This is a genomic window from Brevibacterium aurantiacum (assembly GCF_007558825.1).
GTDB classification, from domain to species: domain Bacteria; phylum Actinomycetota; class Actinomycetes; order Actinomycetales; family Brevibacteriaceae; genus Brevibacterium; species Brevibacterium aurantiacum_A.
The window spans coordinates 102,154-124,305 of sequence record NZ_VLTK01000011.1; the positions used below are offsets into that span (position 1 = coordinate 102,154).

The following is a 22,152-nucleotide window of genomic DNA, read 5'->3' on the forward strand; positions in this document are numbered from 1 at the left end:
TGGCGCTCGTTCCTGTGTCGGTGGCGCAGCTTCTCGCGTCAGTGGCGAATGGGATCATTTAACAACAAACAGGACTTTTTCTCCAGTAATTGCCGAAGAATCCTCATATGAGTCTCAAGGCGACATTTTTACGCACTATATCTATAATTTTCCCCTTTACTGTTCGTCTATTATTCGAATCTTCCTGGCTTTACGTTCTATTGTTGGTTATACTGTGACTAGACGCCAAATTATCAGCGGACTCCACATCGCAGTGGAGAGGAAGCGACGCGATGAAGCACATGGACGATGACAGCTCTCACTTCGGTGTGCACTCGGATGATTCCAGCTCATCAGCCTTCAGCGGCCGCAGCCTTGATATCGATGAAGATTCGCCATTCAGCGACCTGTCGGCTGTCTACGCCTGCAGCGACCAGGCACAGTTTGCGGCACTGGACGCAACCAGCAGCATCTTCGTCCGAGAGGTTGCGCACTACCTTGGCCTCGCGGGTCCTGACCTAACGAATCCATACGACTTCGCGCCGCTCGCGGAGACCGTCAGTCGACACAGCTGCCGCAAACGCCCCAGCGGCCGTTCCACGAAGAGCACGAAGGCGAGCGCCAAATCGGGCAACACGGGTGAGGCGGGTGACGCGGGCACGGCTGACGCCGCCGGCGGGTCAAGCAGAAAGAAGGACCGTGGAGCGGGGCGAAGGAAGCGTCGTGAACAGAGGGAAGCCCGAGAACATCCTGAACCGCTTCCCGACTTCCCTGCGTACAGATCCACGTCGACGTTCAACGGATGGACGCATCAATACGCTTGTGCCGAAGACATCAGCGAATACTCGGCACTGCTCGGCGCGACTACGTCCGGAGCCTATAAACACATCACCTCTGCGATGACCTTGGTGCACGGGCTCCCGAAGTTCCACCAGCGTTGCGTCGACGGCGATTTCACCATTGAACATGTTGCTTTCGTGACGCGTCGTTGCCGGGACGTCGCATTCAGATACCTCCCGAGCATTGATGACTATTTGGCCGACAGGCGTGCGGATATCACAATCGAAACGTTCAAACGCTCTCTCGCGCTGAAGATCGCGGCGACCCAACCAGCACAGGAGACCCTTGAGCAGGTCGCAGTTCGCCGCCGAGTCGATATCAGCACGGGTGATGACGGCACCGCCTACCTCACTCTCACCGGGCCAGCCCCTGAGCTCCACGCCTGCTATAGAAGAGTCGAAGCATTCGCTCGCTCCGTCTACAAGGGAAACACTTCCGCGTTCGGCGACCAGCTGAGCCCCGGAGACTCATTCGAAGACGACCGCGGCATCGATGCGCTCATGCTCGACATATTCACTCGTACCCGGCCGCAGCTGAAACTGCGGATCACCAGCAACAACACCACAACTGGCGAGACGACGAGTACCGACTTCCCGATCGACGGTCTGTTCGTGGGACCAGACGGTGTCCCCATGTCTCCTGAGGAATCCCTACTCGATTACATCGAGCGGACCTTCGGCAAGATGGACGACGAGGTTTCAGCGCCGGCCGACGCCGAAAAGGAAGATCAGGGGCAAGCATCGTCCGACTGCTGGCTGCGCGACCCACGGTTCTTCGAAGCGCTGAAGAACAGCCGACCAGCACCCGGTACCTCATTTTGGCCGACGGGGTTCGACCCTGATACGGCATTCGGCTCTGGTTCCTCGTCCGAACCTGACGGATCAACGTGCGAAGTCAGCTACGAGGTTCTCCTCGACTTGCCCACCCATGAGTATTGGCTCTCCCACCAGGCGCGGACGACGATCACCGTTCCTATGTTCACGCTGCTCAGCCAGTTCCTGGCTACCTCCGACGACGCAGCGAACGCAGCAGAAACCGCAGCCGCAGAAGGAACAGAGGCAGCCACGGCGACAACGTCTGCTTCGACCGACACCGCTGCCGAGCAACGGACGGATACAGATGTATGTGATTTGGCCGGAATGCTTCCAGACGGCTCTCCCCTTCCAGCCGACATGGCGCGCCGGCTCGCGGGATGTGCATCGATATGGACGCGGATCCTCACAGACCCAGCGACCGGCACGCCACTCGATGCAAAGGCCACCAGTTACACGATCCCCAACAGCATTCGACAGCCTCTCGCCGCACAATGGATGAACTGCACCGTGCCCGGTTGCACTCGTCGTGCCGAGCTCACCGAGGTCGATCACATCATTCCCTTCGACCACGACAGTCCACAGACCGGCGGTCTAACTCGATTCGGCAATCTCCACAATCTGTGCAAGCTCCATCACCAAGCGAAGACAGACCGGAAGTTCTCAGTCAGAATGACAGAACCTGGGCGGCTCGAATACATCTTCAGGCACGGAATCACCACCGAAGTCATGCCGCCCGACAATCCGATCAACGTCGAGCACGCGAGACTCTTCCTCAAGTATTTCGCCACCGCCCCGCCCCAGGCGACTGTTCCACCACCGGCTGCGTCTTCGACAGCCGCGCCTCGAACAGCTACGTCCTCGACGGGATCTGCACCTCCGACGGGATCTGCACCTCCGACGGGATCTGCACCTCCGACGGAATCTGCACCTCAGAGGGAACCTGCACCCGCTGACACAGAGAATCCGCCCAGGAAGAAGAACCGACGCCAGAGATCAGAGACGGCAGAAGAAAAGCCGTCGACCATGCAGTCCAAAACTGCACAGGCGACGGCTGGTCCCGCCGAGGGACTCCAGTCCCCCGGCCGGGCCGAATACATCGATCCCTTCTCCCACCTACCCGAACAGAACGCGAAGCAGTGGTTCTGGGACTCGGGTGAACAGCCACCGTTCTGATTACTCGGTATGTTCTGATGACTCAGTATGTTCCGATGACTGAGTTTGCTCTGATGGCTCAACCAGCCCTGATGTATCAGCTGGCTCTGGTGTTTCTCTCGGTGATGTTGACTCAGCAGACTTCGAAGAGTCCCGCAGCACCCTGTCCGCCGCCGATGCACATCGTGACGACGACATACTTGACTCCGCGACGACGCCCCTCGATGAGAGCATGGCCGACAAGGCGACTACCGGTCATTCCGTATGGGTGACCGACTGAAATACCGCCACCGTCGACGTTGTACTTCTCAGGATCAATCCCCAACCGGTCACGGCAGTAGAGAGCCTGCACCGCAAATGCTTCGTTGAGCTCCCACAGTCCGATGTCATCGATCGACAGCCCCTGCGCCTTGAGCAGCTTCGGCACTGCGAAGACGGGCCCGATCCCCATTTCGTCGGGATCACAGCCGGCCACTGCCATACCTCGATAGATGCCCAGTGGCTCCAGGCCTCGCCGACTCGCTTCATCGCCCGACATCAGCACCGAAGCAGAAGCGCCGTCGGAAAGCTGCGAGGCGTTGCCCGCTGTGATGCTCGGAACCTTGGACGCATCGCCGGGCTTGAGCACGGGATTCAACCCTGCCAAACTCTCCAATGTCGTCGATGGGCGGTTCCCCTCGTCGCGCTCAAGCGTCACCTGCTGTGTCGACGATTCCTTCGTCTCCTTGTCGACGACGATCTTCGTCGACGGCAACGGTACGATCTCATCATCGAACCGGCCGGCCTCCTGAGCGGCGGCAGTCCGCTGCTGCGAGGACAGCGAGTATTCGTCCTGCGCTTCACGACTGATTCCATACCGCTCGGCAACCACCTCGGCGGTGGCGAGCATGGGGTAGTAGATTCCGGGAACATGTTCGACCAGCCACGGGTCCTGCGCCCGGTACATGTTCATCTTGTCGTTCTGCACCAGCGACACCGACTCAACGCCGCCGCCGACTGCGATCTCCTGGCCGTCGAAGAGAATCTGCTTCGCTGCCGTCGCAATGCCCATCAGACCGGAGGAACACTGACGATCGATCGTCATTCCGGGGACTGTTGTGGGGAGTCCTGCTCGGAGTGCCGCTTGGCGCGCGACGTTGGTGGACTGGCTGCCCTGCTGGAGGGCCGCACCGAGGACGACGTCATCGACTTCGCCCCCTTCCAGACCAGCCCGAGAGACAGCGTGAGAAATGGCGTGGCCAGCAAGTTCCTGGGCCTGAGTGTCGTTGAACGCTCCTTTGTAGGCCTTTCCGATCGGAGTTCTTGCGGTGGAGACGATAACTGCTTCGCGCATGATGTGCCTTTCTTCAGTGTGGTGCGCCGGACCTGAGTTCGCCGCGATGATCGTGGAACCAGAATTCGCTGCGGGTCAGTCCTTCGGCCCTCCGGCCACATAGATAACCTGACCGGAGACGAACCCGGCGCCTTCGGAAGCGAGGAATGAGGCGGTGTGGGCAATGTCTTCGGGTTTTCCCGTGCGCGCCACCGGAATCTGGCTGACTCCCGCTGCGATGAAGTCGTCATAGTTCACGCCCATCCGCTCAGCGGTGGCTTTGGTCATATCTGTTTCGATGAGGCCGGGCGCAATCGCGTTTGCCGTGACCCCGAACTTGCCGAGTTCGATCGACCACGTCTTCGTCATCCCCTGGATCCCTGCCTTGGCAGCAGAGTAGTTCGTCTGCCCGCGGTTGCCCTGCGCCGATGTCGACGACATCGATACGATGCGTCCGAATTTCGCTTCCACCATGTATGACTGAACGGCCTTGGTCATCAGAAATGCCCCGCCGAGGTGAACGGAGAGGACCTTTTGGAATTCCTCGTGAGTCATCTTGAACAGCAGGTTGTCCCTAAGAATGCCGGCATTGTTGACGAGGACGGTCGGAGCACCGAGAGTCTCCGCGACAGTCTTCACAGCGGACTCGACGGAGGCTTCGTCAGAGACATCGGTGTCGACTCCCAGCCCCTTCATACCTGCGGATTCGACAGCCTTGACCGAGTCTTCGGTGGGGCCCATGTCGAGGATCGCGACGTTCATTCCGTCCGAGGCCAGGCGCTGGGCGATGGCGGCTCCGATGCCGCGGCCGCCACCAGTGACGATTGCTGTCCGAGTCATGACGATTTTCCTCCGAGATGATAGTTCGTAATTGATGACGAGGAGGGTGACCTGGATCTCACCTCTCGCAGTTTCCACCATAGACCACAAAAGTAACTGAACGATTGTTTGCTCAAACATTGGACCGCGGATTTCACCCGCCTTTGCCAGATGCCCACGTAAGTGCGAACCAGGCGCAAGCCACGGGTGAGCCAGGCGCAAGCCACGGGTGAGCCAGGCGCAAGCCACGCCGCACAAGCACGAAGGACAGGTGACAAGTAAGCACGAAGGGCAGATGACAAGTAAGAAGGACAGATGTCAGGGATTTCGAAAATGCGATTGACATCACATTTGATGATGTATAGGTTCCTATCTAAGCCTCAATCGAATATTCGTTCAGATTGGCTTCGGGCTTCCGCTCAGGCATCCCGACAACCTTGAGGAGCGTTGTTGCTCCGTCTCACTTTTCAAAGGAGAAAAGATGACCTCAATCCCGCGAAGGGCGAGCCGTCCTGTGCTTGCGGCGGCCGTGATCAGCACATTCGCACTGACCCTCGGAGCCTGCGGTGGGGGCGGTGGAAGCGGTGACTCCGGTGGCGATGACTCGGTCGTCATCGGCTATACCGGCCCCCTGAGCGGCGGCGGCGCGGCCTATGGAGAGAACGTCCAGACGGGCCTCCAGATGGCTGTCGATGACCTCAACAAGGATGGGCTCGAAGTCGACGGGAAGAAGGTCACTATCGAGCTCAAATCCCTTGATGACAAGTACGCACCCTCCACCGCGGCTAGCAACGCCCAGCGTCTGGCAGACCAGGACAAAGCACCTGTCGTCGTCTCCCCCAATGCCGGCGCGATCAAAGCGATTCAGCAGATCAACGACGGCCGATCCAAGTTCATGATCTCCGCGTACACCTCGGATCCCGCCATCGTGCAGTCTGACAATCCGCTGACGATGATGATTCCGCCGAACTTCGAATCCTACGCCAAGCCGTTCACCGAACAGGGAATGAAGAATGGTGGCAAGAAGCTCGCGCTGCTCGGCACACAGAGCGAATACGGTCAGCAGTGGACGAAGGCAATCACGGACGAGTGGAAGAAGGCGGACGGCAAGATCGGCGCAGACAACAGCATTGACTACGCCACCGTGTCGGACTTCGCGGGCCCAGTCTCAAAGGCCCTGTCCGAGAAGCCGGACAGCATCTTCGTCGGTGGCCCCTCACAGCCGACTGCGCTGATCATGGAAGAAGCGAAGAAGCAGGGCTTCAAGGGCAGCTTCCTCGTCATGGACCAGGCGAAACTCGACGAGATGGCAACCGTGACGAAGCCCAAGAACCTGACGAATTCGGTCGGAGTGCTGCCCGTCAAGGAATACGAAGATCCGGGCACGAAGGACTTCCTGAAGAAGTTCGCGGAGGTTGCCGGTGAGAAGAAGGTGGCGACCAGCGAGACGGCGCTGAACTATCAGAGCATCGCCATCATCGCCAAGGCGATGGAGGTCGCAGGGACCACCAGCGATCCCGAGAAGATCCGGGCGGCAGTGCCGGATGCGCTGAGCGAGGTCGACGACAAGTACAAGGTCAACGGCTTCCCGACGAAAATCACCGATCAGGGGCATTTGATGAATCCTGAATTGGAGGTCACCTACCTGAACAAGGACGAGAAGTACACGAAGGTACCCGTCGAACAGGTTTCCGACGCCAAGTAGTCACCATCGTCGGCGCTTCCCACAGCGGGGTATGAGCTTCATGCCCCGCTGTCGCGCCGTCTGACGTCCTGTGAGGATTCGCTTCATGACACTTTTCACCCAACAGCTCTTCAACGGCGTTGCACTCGGCGGTGTGTACTGCCTTGCCGCAATCGGTCTGACCCTGGTCTTCGGCGTCCTGCGCATTCCCAACCTCGCGCACGGTTCGCTGTACATGCTCGGCGCCTACGTCACGTACTTCTTTCTGACCACTGTCGGCGTGCCCTACGTGGCTGCCATCGGCATTGCAGCACTCATCCTGTTCGTCCTCGGTGTACTGCTCGAACGCTTGGTCTTCCACCCTCTGCGCAACTCACCGCACACTCATCACATGATTGCCGCCATCGGCGCCATGTTCTTCTTCCAGGCCGTCGCGCAGGCGATCTGGGGTGCTGATTTCCGGAGGATGGAGACACCGATCTCCGGAAGCCTGAAGATTCTGGGCGCAGAGATCTCCACGCAGCGCATCGTGATCATCGTGACTGCGGTCGTTGTGCTCTCCCTGCTGACATGGTTCATCAAACGGTCCATTCACGGCCAGACGATCGAGGCCATCGAGCAGGATCGGACCGGAGCCGCTCTGGTCGGAATCAACCCCGCGATGGTCTCGATGCTCACCTTGGGCCTATCGGCACTTCTGGTGACAATCGCCGCCGGCCTCGTGTCTCCCATCAACCTCCTCTCCCCCACTATGGGTGATTCGCTCAACCTGAAGGTGTTCGCGATCATCATCCTCGGCGGGCTCGGTTCACTGCCGGGCGCCATCGTCGGCAGCTTCGCGCTTGCGATCACCGAGACGATGACATCGACGTACATCTCCTCGGCTGTCGGCGAAGCCGTGGCCTTCATCGTTCTGGTGGCGGTCCTGGCGATCAAACCCACGGGCCTGTTCGCAAAGGCGGTGCAGCGATGAGTGCACTGAAGAATCCTCGAATCATCGGAACCTTGGCCGTTCTGCTCATCATTGCCCTGACACCGATGGCATTCGGCGATGAGAATTACATCATGCGCGTGATCACCGTCGGCCTGTGCTCGGCGATCGCGGTCTACGGGATGAACATCATCCTCGGCTTCACGGGGCAGCTATCACTGGCCCAAGGCGGGTTCTTCGGAATCGGAGCTTATACAGTCGGCTTGCTGACGACCGATTTCGACTGGTCGTTCTGGCAGGCTTTCCTCGTCGGAGTGGTCGGCACTTCTGCCATCGGGTACCTGTCCGGACTGATCGCACTGCGTACGAAGGACGAGTACTTCGCCATCTTCACGATGGCCATCGGCTTCATCATCTACCTGACCATCAGCCGGTGGGAGGCGGTGACTCACGCCCATTCCGGCGTCAACAATGTGAAGTTTCCCGAGGCTGGAGACATCGTGGACTTCAGCAATCCGACAGCGATGTTCTACCTCGTCTTCATCATCCTGCTGATCTGCGTCTACATCACCTACGCGATTCGACGCTCAAGCGTTGGACGCACGCTGCTGACGATTCGCACAAGCGAAGACCTTGCCGATGCGATCGGCGTCAATGTGGGGCTGAGCAAGCAGCTCGCCTTCGCCGCCTCGGCGTTCTTCGGCGGGATCGGCGGAGGTCTCTACGCCTCCGTGGTCGGTTTCATAGGCCCCGATGCGGCGACCGTGGACAAGACCTTCGAGTTCCTGATGTTCATCCTTGTCGGAGGAATGGGCACTGTCGCGGGGCCACTGGTGGGCACAATGATTGTGACTTTCCTCTTCGAGCTCTTCCAGGACTTCCAGGCCTACCGTTTCATCGTGCTCGGACCCGTCATCATCGCTCTTGTGATCTTCGCACCTCGCGGAATCGTGGGGTATCTGGGAGGGTTCATCGACAAACGAGCTCGGAGACGACGGATCGGCTCGGCCCACAAGGATGGGGCTGCCCGGTCACACGGCAACGCACAGGCAGACGGCACTGCCACGACGGACGACTCTGTTCGGGCCGCCAAGTCTGCCGACTCAGACGGCTCCACTCGTGCCGGCGCCGCTGAGCGCAGGGAAACGGCTGCCGACACCATCACCACCGAGGAGGAGGAGAAGTGATGCTGCTCGAAATTCGAGGGCTCGGGAAGCGCTTCGGCGGCCTCGATGCCGTGAAGAACGTCGATCTCGATGTGCAGGAAGGACAGATCACCGCTGTGATCGGCCCGAACGGTGCCGGCAAGTCAACGCTGTTCAATCTCATCCACGGGTTCTATCGCCCCACCGCCGGAACCGTGTTCTTCAACGGTCGTGATATCACCCAGTCGTCTCCGCACAACTCGGTCAACGGAGGTATTGCGCGAACCTTCCAGACGACGCACCTCTTCGACGATTCCACGCTGTTGGAGAACGTGTTGGCCGGTCGCATCGTGCGTTCCAGGTCCAATGTGTTCGACGCGATCTTCCACACTCCACGGCATCGACGCGAATCGGCGCTCAACCACGACAAGGCGCTCGAGGCACTCGAATTCTGCGGTGTCGCCGAGTTCCGCCACGATCTTGCTTCAAATGTGCCGCAAGAAGTGCAGAAGCGCACGGCCGTGGCCATGGCGTTGGCGACCGAACCGGAGCTGATACTCCTCGACGAGCCGGCAGGAGGCATTCCCGAAGAGGAGACGACGGACTTCGGCAATCTCATCCGTTCGCTGCCCAGTCGCGGGGTGTCGGTGCTGTTGGTCGAACACAAGATGTCGATGATCATGGACCTGGCGGACACGATCCTCGTCCTCGATCACGGCCAGAAACTGGCGATCGGCTCTCCAGCGGAGATCCAGAGCAATCCAGACGTGATTCGTGCCTACCTGGGATCGACCAAGGATGAGGAGAACTGATGCTCTCTCTGGAGAACATAAGCGTCGGCTATGACGCGACTGATGTGCTGCACGGGGTGAGCATCACCGCTCGGCCCGGTGAACTGACGGTGATCCTTGGGGCGAACGGGTCTGGGAAGACCACCTTGTTCAAAACCATCAGCGGACTTCTGCGAACTCGCTCGGGAACGATCGAATACGACGGGCAGACGATCCAACGAACGCGCCCCAACAGCATCGTCAAGCGCGGCATCGCACATTGCCCCGAGGGGCGGCATCTCTTCGGGAAGATGTCAGTGGAGAAGAATCTTCGGCTGGGCACGTACCCGCACAGGGACCGTACCCGCACCGAGGAGATCCTGAGCGAAGTGCTCGAGCTGTTTCCCATCCTGAAGGAGAAGTCAGCCCAGCCGGCAGGTTCGTTGTCAGGCGGGCAGCAGCAGATGGTGGCGATCGGTCGCGCACTGATGTCGGATCCCAGTCTGCTGATCTTAGACGAGCCGTCTATGGGGTTGGCTCCCCTCGTTGTCGAACAGGTGCTCGAATCGATCGCCCAGATCAACAGGAACGGGATCGGTGTGCTGCTCAGTGAGCAGAATGCGAAGGCTTCATTGGCGATCGCTCACCGCGGTTATGTGCTGGCAGAAGGACGCGTAGTGCTCGCCGATGATGCCGAGAAACTGCTCGACAATCCCCAGGTGCAGGCAGCCTACCTGGGGTTGTGAGCGAGCTCGTCGGAACCGCCGACGCTCATTCGAAGCGTGAGACGTCTCCGGCCCCGACGCGTGCGACCTCGGGTTCCCGACCGGTGAAGTCGATGACGGAGGTGGGAACTGTTCCCGGCACTCCCGACTCGATGACCACATCCACATCGTGTCCGATCTGATCGACGACATCGTCGGCCTGGGTCAGCGGGTCCTCTGCGCCAGGCAGCAGCAGCGTCGATGACAGAATGGGTTCGCCCATCGCCTCAACAAGTGCCAGAGCAGTGACATTCTCCGGGATCCGCGCACCGACCGAGTGCTTTTTGGCGTGCATCATACGACGTGGGACTTCCTTCGTCGCCTTCATGATGAACGTGTAGGGTCCCGGGGTCATCGACTTGATGACCCTGAAATCAGAGTTGTCGACGATGACGAACTGTCCCAACTGCGCGAAGTCGCGGCACATCAGAGTGAAGTGATGTTTCGAGTCCAACTGTCGGATGCGGGTGATCCGCTCGATCCCAGCCTTGTTGTCTAAGGCACAGCCCAACGCATAGCACGAGTCTGTGGGGTAGGCGATCAGTCCGCCGTCCCGCAGAGTCTGCACGGCCTTTTCGATCATTCGGTTCTGTGGATTCTCAGGATGGATCTTCAGTAGCGTCGCCATACTTCATGCTAACCATTCACAGCGCACGAGGCGAGAGGCAAGGCGCAATCGCTCGGACAATTCTTCGTCCGTCGACCCAAGGGGTCAATTCGTCGGCGACTCGTCTGCCCGCGTGACAGGTGACTTGCCTGAGGTCGACACGTGAGCTTGCTCAACAGGTGACTCAGGAGGCTCAGGTGATTCAGGAGTCTCGCCGTCTGCATCAGACGCTGAGGCATCTTCCCCAGAGTCCTCCTCAGCCGTCCCGAGAGGCGACACCGGTGGGTCCTGCGCCGACGAATTCGCAGTCCCCGGGTCGGAGGCGATGAGGATGTTCACCCATTTCGCCTTCGGGTCCGCATCGACGAGCAGCGCCTTCAACAGCAGTGTCGCAGGCAGCGCGAGCAGGGCGCCGAGCCATCCGAACACCCACACCCAGAACAGCAGCGACAGGAAGGACACCAACGGTGTGACTCCGACAGACTCGCCTGTGAACTTCGGTTGGATGATCGATTGGATGACGAAGTTGAGCACGCTGTAGGCGATGACGACCCACAGGCCCGACTGCCACCCGCCGTCGACGAGTGCGAGCAGCGCGGGAGGAATGAGACCGATGACGAAACCGATGTTCGGAATGTAGTTCGTCAGGAATGCCAGCACACCCCAGACCCAGATCAGCGGCACATCGATGATCGCCAAGGCGATGACGTCGAGGAGAGCGACGATGAGGCCGAAGATCGTCGCCACGATCCAATAGCGTCGCACCCCACTGGCGAAGCCGCTCAGCGAGGCCGAAAACGCGGGTTTGGCGTCGTGCAGCATCAGCATGCGCTTATTGATGCCCATTGAGTCCATGGCGACGAAGAACACCGCCATCACCACGGTGGTGAGCAGGCCGGCGACCATCGAGACATTGGTCAGCAGCGGGTAGATGGCATCGAAGATGGATCTGACATCGAACTGTTTGAACTGCTCTTCGAGCACCGTGGACGTCACACCGATGTCGGATAGGAAGGCCAAGGCGTTCTGGTAGTTGGCGACCAGCTGCTCGCCGTAGCTGGGAATGAGGATCACGAGCTCTGCGACAGACCATGCCGTGAGCCCGAAGAAGCCGAAGATCATGACCAGCACGAGGATCACTGAGATACAGGCACCGATTGCCCGTGGGACCTTCAGCTTGGTCAGATAGTTCTGCAGCGGATAGACGACGATGTAGAAGTTCAGAGCCAGGAACACTGGAGCGGCGATGTCCTGAAGTCCCCTGAAGAACATCAGAGCATACGCGAGGCCGGCAAGAGTCAGCGCGATTACCAGCACCCTGGCAGGCTGACTCGTATGCCAAGGACGATGCTCCCGAGTCAGCCCCTGCGGCTGCTCGCGGATCTGACCGTCATCGCTCACTCAGCGCCCTTTCCGCTTCTCCCTGATCCGCATCGACACCTCAATGGGAGTTCCCTTGAATCCGAACGTCTCACGCAGACGCCTGATGATGAAACGACGATACCCCGGATCGAGGAAGCCGGAGGTGAAGAGCACGAATTTCGGCGGGCGAGATTGTGCCTGGGTACCGAACAGGATCCTCGGCTGCTTGCCTCCGCGCACCGGGTGGGGGTTCGCTGCGACCAGTTCCCCGAGAAATGCGTTGAGTCGTCCGGTCGGGATGCGCGTGTCCCACCCCTCCAGAGCCGCTTCCATCGCTGGGACCAGTTTGTCGGCGTGGCGTCCTGTCTTCGCTGAGATGTTCACTCGCGGTGCCCAGGCCACATGTGCCAGGTCCCGTTCGATCTCACGTTCGAGGTAGTAGCGACGTTCGTCGTCGAGCAGATCCCACTTATTGAACGCCAGCACCACGGCACGACCGGCTTCGGCGGCTGTCGTGACGATGCGGACGTCCTGCTCACTCAGCGGTTCCTGGACCTCGAGGAGGACCAGGGCCAGCTCAGCGCGTTCCAGAGCGGTCTGGGTGCGCAGCGCCGCATAGAAGTCAGCACCGCTGGCCTGATGTGCTCGACGGCGGATGCCGGCGGTGTCGACGAAACGCCACTGCTTGTCACCGAGCTCGATGAGTTCGTCGACCGGGTCACGGGTGGTGCCGGCGACGTTGTCGACGAGCACACGGTCGGAGCCGATGAGCTGGTTGAGCAGGGAGGACTTTCCGACATTCGGTCGGCCCACCAGAGCGATCCGGCGCGGTCCGCCGTCTTCGATGCGGGTTTCGACGGCGGAGACCTCAGGCAGGATGTTCAGCACTTCATCGAGGAGGTCAGCGACCCCGCGACCGTGGAGTCCGGACACCGTCCATGGCTGTCCCAGGCCCAGGCCCCAGAGCTCGGCGGCCATGAGCTCGCCGCGTTCGTCATCGACCTTGTTCGCTGCCAGGATGACGGGCTTCTTCTTCCTCCGCAGCATCTTCACGACCAGCTCATCGGTCGCGGTCGGGCCGGTCGTCGCATCGACGACGAGGACCACGGCATCGGCCATGTCGACTGCGACCTCGGACTGGATCGCGATGCGAGAGGCCATGCCCTTGGAATCGGAGTCCCAGCCGCCGGTGTCGACGAGGGTGAATTCCTTCGTGTTCCATTCCGCCCGGTAGCTCACCCGGTCACGGGTGACTCCGGGGACGTCTTCGACCACGGCTTCGCGGCGGCCGAGGATCCTGTTGACCAGGGTCGATTTGCCAACGTTGGGGCGACCGACGACGGCTAGGACGGGATCAGCCCCGCGGGTCTCTTCGGCTTCGAACTCGAAGCCGTAGGCGTCGAGCAGTGCCCGGTCTTCGTCTTCGAGGTCATAGCTGGAGAGCCCGGCTTCGAGAGCAGTCGCCCTCTTCTCGGCCTCCTCGTCGCTGATGTTCTCGAGACGCTCGGCCAGATGCTCGTCCGGGTTCTCGTGGAATTCTGAATCAGTCATTGTGAGTCCTTCACCAGTTTCAGCACCGTCTCGACCACCTGGTCGAAATCGATGTCACTGGTATCGAGTGTGTAGACGCCTTCGGAGGCCTCTAGGAAGCTTGTTGTCGCTGAGTCCTTGGCGTCACGGCCTGTGACCTGGGATTGGGTGGCGGCGAGTGCCTCGGCGTCGGCATTTCCATGGAGCTCCTTGGCCCGGCGGGCCACGCGCACCTCGTCACGAGCGGTCATGAGGATGCGGACCGGGGCATCCGGAGCCACAACGGTCGTGATGTCACGCCCCTCGACGACGATTCCCGCGGGTGCCGCGGCGATGATGGTCCGCTGCATGTCGATGAGTTCTTCGCGGGCATCGACGACGGCAGACACGGTCTGCACGTTCTCCGATACCTCGGGTTCACGGATCTCCTCGCTGACATCGATTCCGTCGACGGAGACGAGGAACTCGTCCGGATCGGTCGAAATCTCCAGATCGACCCCGCGCACCTGTTCGAGGACGTCGACCGGGTCGGTCACACCCCGGTTCAGGCACAGCCAGGCCATCGCACGGTACATGGCACCCGTGTCGAGGTAGCTGTAGCCCAATCGGCGGGCCGTTTCCTTCGCGGTGCTCGACTTGCCGACCCCGCTTGGTCCGTCAATGGCGACGACGCTCATGCAATTCCCTCTTTCTCGATGGCGGATTCAGGAATCTGCCATCCCTTCGACAACAAACCGGTTTCAAGTTCCTGCTGGGTGGCCGGCACCACCGAGACATCGACGATTCCGAGCTTCTGGTCCGGTGCGTGGTCCATCCGGAAGTCCTCGACGTTGATGTTCAGGTCACCGATGTCCTTGAACAGTGTGGCCAGGGTTCCCGGGGTGTCGGGAATCAGGATCGTGACTACAGCATATTTGGTCGGAGCCTGTCCGTGCTTGCCTGGGATCCGATCGTAACCTTCGTTGCCCAAGGCAATGGCCTTGGCCAGCGCACCGGTCGCGCCCGGGCCCATCTCCAAGGCGGTGATGACCTCGTCGAGTTCGGTCCGCAGGTCCAACAGCACGGAGCGGACCTCCTCGGAGTTTCCGGCCAGGATCTGCGTCCACAGACGCGGATCGGAGGCGGCGATCCGCGTCACGTCTCGCAGTCCCTGTCCTGCCAGTGCGACTTCCTCCAGCGGCGCATGCCGGAGCTGGGAGGCGACCAGTGAGGCGACGACCTGCGGCACGTGGGAGACCTTCGCGACTGCGGCATCGTGGATGCGCGGATCGAGGTGGATGACCGAGGCGCCGGTGGCCTCCGCCATGGTCACGACCTCACCGAGGCGGTTGTGCGGTGTGTTCTCGTCCGAGCAGATCACCCATGGTCGAGCTGTGAACAGGTCCGACCGGGCAGCGATCGCTCCCGACTTCTCCCTGCCTGCCATCGGGTGGCACCCGATGTAGCGGTCGAGTTCGCTGCGTCCGACGAGTTCACGCACCGATTCGAGCAGGCTGGTCTTGACGCTTGCGACGTCCGTGACCGTGGCGTCCGGGTATGTTTCCAGAGCCGTTGCGATGGTCTGGGCCGCGACATCGGGTGGGGTGGCGATGACGACGATCTGCGGATCCCCGCCATTGCCGCCTTCACTGCCACTACCGCCATTGCAGTCATTGCCGCCATCGGCGAAGATCGTCCCTGCACCCAGATCGGCTGCCAGCTGCTGAGCAGTCGGTGAGGTGTCCTCGAGGCTGACCTGGTACTTCTGTGCGCTCAGCGCCAGTCCGAGGCTTGCACCCAGCAGACCCGTGCCGATGATGTGGATTCTCACAACCCGACGGCCTCGAAGAGCTCGCCGATCTCGTCTGAGCGCAGTGGGCGGATCTTGCCCTGTTTCTGTTCGTCCAAGGTGATCGGACCGAACTTGATCCGTACCAGACGCTCGACCGGGTTGCCGACCTCTTTGAGCAGTCGACGCACGATCCGGTTGCGCCCCGAATGCAGAGTCAGTTCGACCACCGACTTGCCCGGCGTCGAGTCCACGAGTTTGAACCCATCGACCTTGACGAAGCCGTCCTCGAGGTCGATGCCGGCCTTGAGGCGGGAGCTGACGTCCTTGGCCAGCTGTCCCTTGACCTGAGCAAGGTAGGTCTTGGGAATCTCGTAGCGAGGGTGAGCCAGTCGGTTGCTCAGCTCTCCGTCATTGGTCAGAAGGATGAGTCCTTCAGTCTCCGTGTCGAGGCGTCCGACGTGGAAGAGTCGCTCGACGTGGTTGTTGACGTAATCCGCCAAGCATGGTCGACCGTCCGGATCGCTCATCGTCGACACGACACCCGCCGGTTTATTCAGCACCAGGTAGACCTTCGCGGTCTGTGTCGAAATTCTCATTGTGTCCACGTATACGGACTGGGTCTCGGGGTCGATTCGGGTGCCCAGCTCGGTCACCATGGCACCATCGACTTCGACCCGACCGTCGAGGATCAGCTGCTCACATGCACGACGTGAGCCCAAGCCCGCCTCGGCGAGGATCTTCTGGAGCCTCACACCCCCGCTGACATGGGCATCCGACTTCTCGCCCGTGCCTGACTGCGAACGCTGGGAGCCCTTTGAAGAGGTGCTGGATCGCTGTTTTCGGGTCGGACGATTGTTGCGCCCGCCTGGCGCTCGGGGATCACGGTATGGACTCATAATCTCCATTCTCTCAAATCAATCGTCAACTCGTGACATCTCGTCGTCGAGATCGGCCATTTCATCCTCCACAGAGGCCAGAACCTCGGAATTGTCGGCACCCAATTCGGCGACATCGGCGTCCTCGGGAAGGTAGGGAGCGATCTCCGGCAGGTCATCGATGCTGTTCATCCCCAACGCGTCGAGGAACTGGTGCGTGGTGGTGTAGAGCAGCGCCGAGGTGGTCGCTTCCTTCCCCGCTTCGACGATGAGTCCGCGCAGGAGCAGAGTGCGAATGACACCGTCGACGCTGACCCCTCTGATGGCGGCGATGCGCGGACGCGATATCGGCTGCCGGTAGGCGATGACGGCGAGTGTCTCGAGCGCAGCCTGGGACAGTTTCGCACTCTGGCCAGAGGTGAGGAAGTCCTTGACGATCTCGTGATAGTCCCCGCGGGAGAAGATCCTGAAGCCCCCGGCGACCAAGCGGATCTCGAATCCGCGCTGCCGTCCGCCGTCTCTGCCGTCGTAGTCGGCCTTGAGCTCGGCAATGGCATCCGTGATCGTGTCCTCGTCGAGTCCGAGGGCAGTGGCCAGCTCATTCGCCGAGACTGCGGAGTCGCTGATCATGAGAACCGCTTCGATCCCGGCCAGAACTTCGTCGTCGATCATGCAGATCCCTCTTCGTCATCGTGTGCACCGTCCGGTTCGCCGTCGATGCCTTCAGCGTCCGCGCTGGGGACTCCTTGGACGTTCTCGACGTCGAATTCCGCATCGCCGTCCCACTCCCCCTCGGTGCGCAGGTCCACCCCATCGTCGGTGGACTCGGTGCGGGAGATGAACAGCGGTCCGAGCGGCTCCTCTTGGGCGAAGTCACAGAGGCCGACCTTGAACAGCTCCAGCAGTGCCAGAAACCGGGCCACGACGACCAAGGTGTTCTCGGACGTGTCGAGGAGTCTCTGGAAGTCGAGGTCCCCGGACCGCAGCAGGCTGAGGATGTGGCCGCGCTGCTCAGAGACGCTGACGAGGGGCAGGTGGATGTGGTCGACGGCGACGCTCGGCGGCGTGTGATCGCGCTGGAGCACAGTCGCATAGAGTCCGGCCAGCTCACCTGGGCCGATATGGATCTCCAGCGGGGGCAGCACGTCCTGGAACTCGGGCTCGAGTCCAACGCTGCGGGGCGCCCTGATCGATCCCGCAGCCATGGCATCGGCGAAGAATCTGCTCACGGATTTATAGGCCCGGTACTGCAGCAGGCGGGCGAAGAGAAGATCGCGGGCCTCGAGCAGTTCGAGGTCGAGTTCCTCTTCGCCGTCCTCGTTCGGCAGCAGACGTGCCGTCTTGAGGTCGAGGAGAGTCGCAGCCACCAGCAGGAACTGGGAGATCTCGGCGAGGCTGGAACCGGCTTTGGCACCTGCTCGTTGACTCAGACCGGTCGTGTAGGCGATGAACTCATCGGTCACCTCGGCGAGGGCGATCTCCGTGACGTCGAGACGACGTTTGGAGATCAGGCCCAGGAGCAGGTCGAAAGGACCGGAGAAGTTCTCCAGCTCAACCTGGAACCCTTCGTGTACGGTCTCGCTCAGGGTGCGCCTCCACGGGCGATGAGCTCCCTGGCAAGGCGACGGTAGGCCTCGGAGCCTGCATGCTTGGGGGCGAAGCTCGTGATCGGTTCGGCAGCGACCGAGGCGTCCGGGAACTTCACGGTGCGGTTGATGACCGTATCGAAGACCTTGTCGTCGAAGGCCTCTGTCACGCGCGACATGACCTCCTTCGAGTGGAGGGTTCGCGAGTCGAACATCGTGGCCAGGATCCCGTCGACGACGAGGGAGGGATTGAGGCGGTCCTGGATCTTCTCGATGGTCTCCACCAGCAGTGCGACGCCGCGGAGGGCGAAGAACTCGGTCTCGAGCGGAATGATGACACCGTGCGCCGCCGTCAGAGCGTTGACGGTCAGCAGACCCAGGGAGGGCTGGCAGTCGATGAGGATGACATCGTATTCGTCGGTGACCTTTGACAGCACTCGTGAGAGGATCTGCTCACGGGCGACCTCGCCCACGAGCTGGACTTCGGCGGCGGAGAGATCGATGTTGGCCGGGAGGATGTCGATGTTCTCGAAGTCAGTGCTGACGATGACCTCGTGCGGATCCATCCGCGAATTCATCAGCAGGTTGTAGATGCTGATTTCCAGGTCGTAGGGGTTGACGCCCAGACCGACGGACAAAGCCCCCTGAGGGTCGAAGTCGACAAGGAGCATCTTGCGCCCGTAGGCGGCCAGAGAGGCGCCGAGGTTGATCGACGAGGTCGTCTTGCCGACGCCGCCCTTCTGGTTGACCATCGCGATGATGCGGGCAGGCCCATGAGTGTCCAGCGGTGCTGGCTCGTCGAAGTCCTGCTGCTCAGGGTCAGTGGATTTCGACTTGGGAATATCCAGTGCCTGTTGCGTATTCATCACCCGGATGGCCACCTTTCGTTGCTCTCTGCCCCAACCCTACCGCGCCCGGGGGTGAGAGGTCGCGTACACTTCCCGCAATGTTTCCTCTGACACCTTGGTATAGATCTGCGTGGTCGTGACTGACGCGTGTCCCAGCAGTTCCTGGACGACGCGAATATCGGCCCCGCCCTCCAGCAGGTGTGTCGCGAACGAGTGCCGGAACGTATGCGGAGAGACTTCTGCTTCCAGCCCTGCGAGTTCACCTGCATCCTTGACGATCTGCCACGCGGTCTGACGCGACAGGCGAGTCCCCCGCGCATTGAGGAACAGGGCACCGGCCGGTGCTGATGATCTGGCCTTCGCTGCCATGCTCGGTCGGATCCGCGACACCCAGGCACCAAGTGCTGTGGAAGCATGGGAGCCGAAGGGCACGATCCGCTCCTTCCCGCCTTTTCCGTAGAGGCGTACGAGGCTGGTCTCGAGATCGACGTCGTCGAGGTCGACCCCGACAGCCTCGGAGATCCGTGCCCCCGTTGCGTAGAGCAGCTCCAGAAGGGCGGCCGCTCTGACCTGCGCGGGCTCCTCGCCGCCTGTTGTGGCCAGCATCGCTTCGACATCGTCCAGAGACAGCGCCTTGGGCAGGCGCAGCCCCTCCTGTGGAGGGCTGACCTCTGATGCGGGATCCGTGGCCGCCAATCCCTCACCGAGGGCGAATCCGTGGAAACGACGCACCGCAACGAGTGCTCTCGCACGAGTTCGTGGAGCCAGGTTCTCATCGAGCAGATGCAGAGCGAAGGCTTCGACGTGGGTGCGTGCGACCTCGCCGAGGCGACCGATCCCCTGCCCGTTCAGCCAGGTGCCGTACCTGGCCAGGTCACGGGCGTAGGCATCGATGGAGTTCCGCGAGAGCCCACGCTCGAACCGCAGTGAGTTCAGGTACGTTTCGAAGGCGCGGGACAGCGACTGCGGTAGCTCCGGGAGCAGTTCGGCACCGTGCCGGGCCATGGGTCAGACCTCAGGCTCGCGGTCGGCCATCAATGAGACGGCGGGGCGCATCGACGCCGCGGGTTCTGATGGGCTCCCCGGCGGCTTCGGCACGCAGGATGCGGTCCACCTGCAGGATCGCCAGCTGCGCGATCGAGTTCGTGATCTCTCCCGCGCCCACTGCGTCGAGAGCCTCGTCGAGGTTGGCCCAACGGAATCTGAAGCCGGCTTCCTCTTCGCTGCGTTCGTGCCGGTCCTCATCGGCGATGAGCTCGAGGTCCCTGGCCAGGTAGAGGCGAATCGATTCGCTGCTGCCGCCTGGTGTCAGGCAGGAGTCGGTGAGGACTTCCCAGCGTCCGGCCCGCAGATCGGCTTCTTCTGCCAGTTCTCGCTTCGCAGCGGCGAAGGGATCTTCGCCGGGGATATCGAGGAGACCGGCGGGGACTTCCCAGAGCCTGGCCCGGACGGGATGGCGGTACTGCTGGATGAGCAGGATCCGCTCCTGCTCATCCACGCACGCAATGGCTACAGCACCCGTGTGAGCCATCATGTCGCGGACCAGCCCAGATGCTTCGGGCAAGTCGAAGGTCTCTCGCCGGATGTTCCACACCGCTCCGTGGTAGACCACGTCGGATTCAGTGATGGTCGGCGTATAGGCCTCGTCGCGCAGATCGCTCATTCGGGGGTCCTGCCTACTTTTTGGACTTCAGTGCCGCTGCCACGAGCCCTGCGAACAGCGGATGCGGCTTAGTCGGGCGTGACTTGAGCTCGGGGTGAGCCTGCGTCGCCACGTAGTAGGGGTGCTCAGATTCCGGCAGCTCGACGAATTCCACGAGTTCCCCGCTGGGCGAGGTGCCCGAGAAGTGAAGACCGGCCGTGGCCAGCTGATCACGGTAGGTGTTGTTGACCTCGTAGCGGTGACGGTGGCGTTCGGTGATGAGCGTCGAATCGTAGACTCCGGCGACGACGCTTCCTTCGTCGAGCTTCGCCTCGTAGGTGCCCAAGCGCATGGTTCCGCCCAAGTCGCCTTCGCCTTCGACGATGGAGAGCTGTTCGGCCATCGTGGCGATGACGGGGACCTGCGTATCGGGATCGAATTCGGAGGACGATGCATCGTCGATGCCGGCCACGTTCCGGGCATACTCGATGACCATGCACTGCAGGCCCAGGCACAGGCCCAGGGTCGGAATCCCGCTCGTCCGGGCGTATTTGAGTGCGCCGAGCTTGCCGTCGATGCCGCGGATGCCGAAGCCGCCGGGTACGCAGATCGCGTCCAGACCGGACAGACGCTCATGAGCGCCTTCCTCTGTGTCGCAGTCATCGGAGGCGATCCATTCGACCTTGACCTTGGCGTTGTTGGCGAATCCACCGGCGCGCAATGCCTCGGTGACCGACAGATAGGCGTCCGGGAGGTCGATGTACTTGCCGACGATGCCGACGCGCACGGTGTGCTCGGGGTTGTGGACGCGCTCGAGAACCCAGTCCCACTTCGTCCAGTCGACATCTCGGAAGGGAAGGTTGAGGCGACGGATCACGTAGACGTCGAGGCCTCCGTCGTGGAGGACCTTCGGAATGTCGTAGATGCTCGGTGCGTCCACGCAGGACACGACGGCGTCGGACTCCACGTCGCAGGAGGAGGCGATCTTCGTGCGGATCGAGTCTGGAAGCTCCCTGTCGGAGCGCAGCACGATCGCGTCGGGCTGGATGCCGATCGAGCGCAGTGCCGCGACAGAGTGCTGAGTCGGCTTCGTCTTCAGTTCGCCGGAGGGTCCGAGGTACGGAACCAGGGACACGTGGATGAAGAACACGTTGTCGCGGCCGATGTCGTGTCGAACCTGTCGTGCGGCCTCGAGGAACGGCTGGGATTCGATGTCACCGACGGTTCCGCCGATCTCGGTGATGATGACATCGGGACGTTCGTCGATGGGCCGTTCGGCCTGGGCCCGCATCCGCGACTTGATCTCGTCGGTGATGTGCGGGATGACCTGAACGGTGTCGCCGAGGTAGGCCCCGCGACGCTCCTTGGCGATGACCGAGGAGTAGACCTGTCCGGTCGTCACGTTGGCTGCGCCGTCGAGATCGACGTCGAGGAAACGTTCGTAATGGCCGATGTCGAGGTCGGTCTCAGCACCATCTTCGGTGACGAAGACTTCGCCGTGCTGGAAGGGATTCATTGTTCCGGGATCCACATTGAGGTAGGGATCCAGCTTCTGCATTGCTACCGAGAGTCCGCGCTGAGTGAGCAGGTGGCCGAGGCTCGAAGCCGTCAGTCCCTTGCCCAACGAAGAGGCAACGCCTCCCGTGACGAAGATGTGCTTTGCCGTATTTGTGCCGCCTGGGCCAGTTCGATTCACCACGGGATTTGATCCTATCAAAGT

20 protein-coding genes are annotated in these 22,152 nt (G+C 61.3%); 6 read left to right on the forward strand and 14 right to left on the reverse strand.

The features are described 5' to 3' along the window. Positions 1–272 precede the first annotated feature (272 nt). The gene (locus FO013_RS17325) at positions 273–2,807 is read left to right on the forward strand and encodes an HNH endonuclease signature motif containing protein (protein ID WP_260848234.1); all 2,535 of its coding nucleotides are present in this window, start codon (positions 273–275) and stop codon (positions 2,805–2,807) included. 112 nt (positions 2,808–2,919) lie between these two features. Here FO013_RS17325 and FO013_RS17330 read toward each other — a convergent pair whose 3' ends face one another. Both FO013_RS17330 and FO013_RS17335 read right to left on the reverse strand, forming a co-directional pair. Continuing rightward, positions 2,920–4,119: an acetyl-CoA C-acyltransferase gene (locus FO013_RS17330; protein ID WP_143923809.1), complete on the reverse strand. Its 1,200-nt coding sequence runs from the start codon at positions 4,117–4,119 to the stop codon at positions 2,920–2,922. 75 nt (positions 4,120–4,194) lie between these two features. Beyond that, positions 4,195–4,938 (reverse strand): SDR family oxidoreductase, encoded by a 744-nt coding sequence (locus FO013_RS17335; protein WP_143923810.1) that lies wholly within the window; start codon positions 4,936–4,938, stop codon positions 4,195–4,197. A gap of 460 nt (positions 4,939–5,398) precedes the next feature. Between FO013_RS17335 and FO013_RS17340 the strand changes: the two genes are divergently transcribed. The 5 genes from FO013_RS17340 (at position 5,399) to FO013_RS17360 (ending at position 10,193) form a co-directional block, all read left to right on the forward strand. Continuing rightward, positions 5,399–6,622, forward strand: coding sequence for an ABC transporter substrate-binding protein (locus tag FO013_RS17340; RefSeq protein WP_143923811.1), 1,224 nt, complete (start codon positions 5,399–5,401; stop codon positions 6,620–6,622). A gap of 85 nt (positions 6,623–6,707) precedes the next feature. After that, positions 6,708–7,574, forward strand: coding sequence for a branched-chain amino acid ABC transporter permease (locus FO013_RS17345; protein WP_143923812.1), 867 nt, complete (start codon positions 6,708–6,710; stop codon positions 7,572–7,574). Beyond that, positions 7,571–8,719, forward strand: coding sequence for a branched-chain amino acid ABC transporter permease (locus FO013_RS17350; protein WP_260848235.1), 1,149 nt, complete (start codon positions 7,571–7,573; stop codon positions 8,717–8,719). Before FO013_RS17345 ends, FO013_RS17350 begins: the two co-directional genes overlap by 4 nt. Next, positions 8,719–9,489, forward strand: a complete 771-nt coding sequence (locus FO013_RS17355) for an ABC transporter ATP-binding protein (protein ID WP_143923813.1) — start codon at positions 8,719–8,721, stop codon at positions 9,487–9,489. The genes FO013_RS17350 and FO013_RS17355 overlap by 1 nt, the downstream gene beginning before the upstream one ends. Beyond that, positions 9,489–10,193, forward strand: a complete 705-nt coding sequence (locus FO013_RS17360) for an ABC transporter ATP-binding protein (protein ID WP_143923814.1) — start codon at positions 9,489–9,491, stop codon at positions 10,191–10,193. Before FO013_RS17355 ends, FO013_RS17360 begins: the two co-directional genes overlap by 1 nt. Before the next feature lie 25 nt (positions 10,194–10,218). Here FO013_RS17360 and FO013_RS17365 read toward each other — a convergent pair whose 3' ends face one another. The 12 genes from FO013_RS17365 to FO013_RS17420 form a co-directional block, all read right to left on the reverse strand. Next, entirely contained in the window at positions 10,219–10,839 is a 621-nt protein-coding gene (locus FO013_RS17365; protein WP_143923815.1) for an L-threonylcarbamoyladenylate synthase, read from the reverse strand. An 84-nt stretch (positions 10,840–10,923) separates the two neighbouring features. Then, a complete protein-coding gene (locus FO013_RS17370) occupies positions 10,924–12,219 on the reverse strand; it encodes an AI-2E family transporter (RefSeq protein WP_143923816.1) in 1,296 nt (431 codons plus the stop codon). After that, entirely contained in the window at positions 12,220–13,731 is a 1,512-nt protein-coding gene (gene der, locus FO013_RS17375) for a ribosome biogenesis GTPase Der (protein ID WP_143923817.1), read from the reverse strand. It lies immediately after the preceding gene. Continuing rightward, positions 13,728–14,387, reverse strand: a complete 660-nt coding sequence (gene cmk / locus FO013_RS17380) for a (d)CMP kinase (protein WP_143923818.1) — start codon at positions 14,385–14,387, stop codon at positions 13,728–13,730. Before cmk ends, der begins: the two co-directional genes overlap by 4 nt. Continuing rightward, on the reverse strand, positions 14,384–15,520 hold the full coding sequence (locus FO013_RS17385) for a prephenate dehydrogenase (RefSeq protein WP_143923819.1): 1,137 nt from the start codon (positions 15,518–15,520) through the stop codon (positions 14,384–14,386). The genes cmk and FO013_RS17385 overlap by 4 nt, the downstream gene beginning before the upstream one ends. Continuing rightward, the gene (locus tag FO013_RS17390; protein WP_260848236.1) at positions 15,517–16,377 is read right to left on the reverse strand and encodes a pseudouridine synthase; all 861 of its coding nucleotides are present in this window, start codon (positions 16,375–16,377) and stop codon (positions 15,517–15,519) included. Before FO013_RS17390 ends, FO013_RS17385 begins: the two co-directional genes overlap by 4 nt. 18 nt (positions 16,378–16,395) lie before the next feature. Beyond that, positions 16,396–17,028 (reverse strand): SMC-Scp complex subunit ScpB, encoded by a 633-nt coding sequence (scpB, locus tag FO013_RS17395; protein ID WP_143923820.1) that lies wholly within the window; start codon positions 17,026–17,028, stop codon positions 16,396–16,398. Then, positions 17,025–17,819 carry a segregation and condensation protein A gene (locus FO013_RS17400; RefSeq protein WP_395949930.1) on the reverse strand — a complete coding sequence of 265 codons (795 nt, stop codon included), beginning with the start codon at positions 17,817–17,819 and terminating at the stop codon, positions 17,025–17,027. Before FO013_RS17400 ends, scpB begins: the two co-directional genes overlap by 4 nt. A gap of 119 nt (positions 17,820–17,938) precedes the next feature. Continuing rightward, positions 17,939–18,808 carry a ParA family protein gene (locus FO013_RS17405; protein WP_143923821.1) on the reverse strand — a complete coding sequence of 290 codons (870 nt, stop codon included), beginning with the start codon at positions 18,806–18,808 and terminating at the stop codon, positions 17,939–17,941. A 39-nt stretch (positions 18,809–18,847) separates the two neighbouring features. Next, the gene (gene xerD / locus FO013_RS17410) at positions 18,848–19,795 is read right to left on the reverse strand and encodes a site-specific tyrosine recombinase XerD (RefSeq protein ID WP_143923822.1); all 948 of its coding nucleotides are present in this window, start codon (positions 19,793–19,795) and stop codon (positions 18,848–18,850) included. 10 nt (positions 19,796–19,805) lie between these two features. Continuing rightward, entirely contained in the window at positions 19,806–20,453 is a 648-nt protein-coding gene (locus FO013_RS17415) for an NUDIX domain-containing protein (protein WP_143923823.1), read from the reverse strand. A 13-nt stretch (positions 20,454–20,466) separates the two neighbouring features. After that, entirely contained in the window at positions 20,467–22,149 is a 1,683-nt protein-coding gene (locus FO013_RS17420; protein WP_143923845.1) for a CTP synthase, read from the reverse strand. Positions 22,150–22,152: the final 3 nt, after the last annotated feature.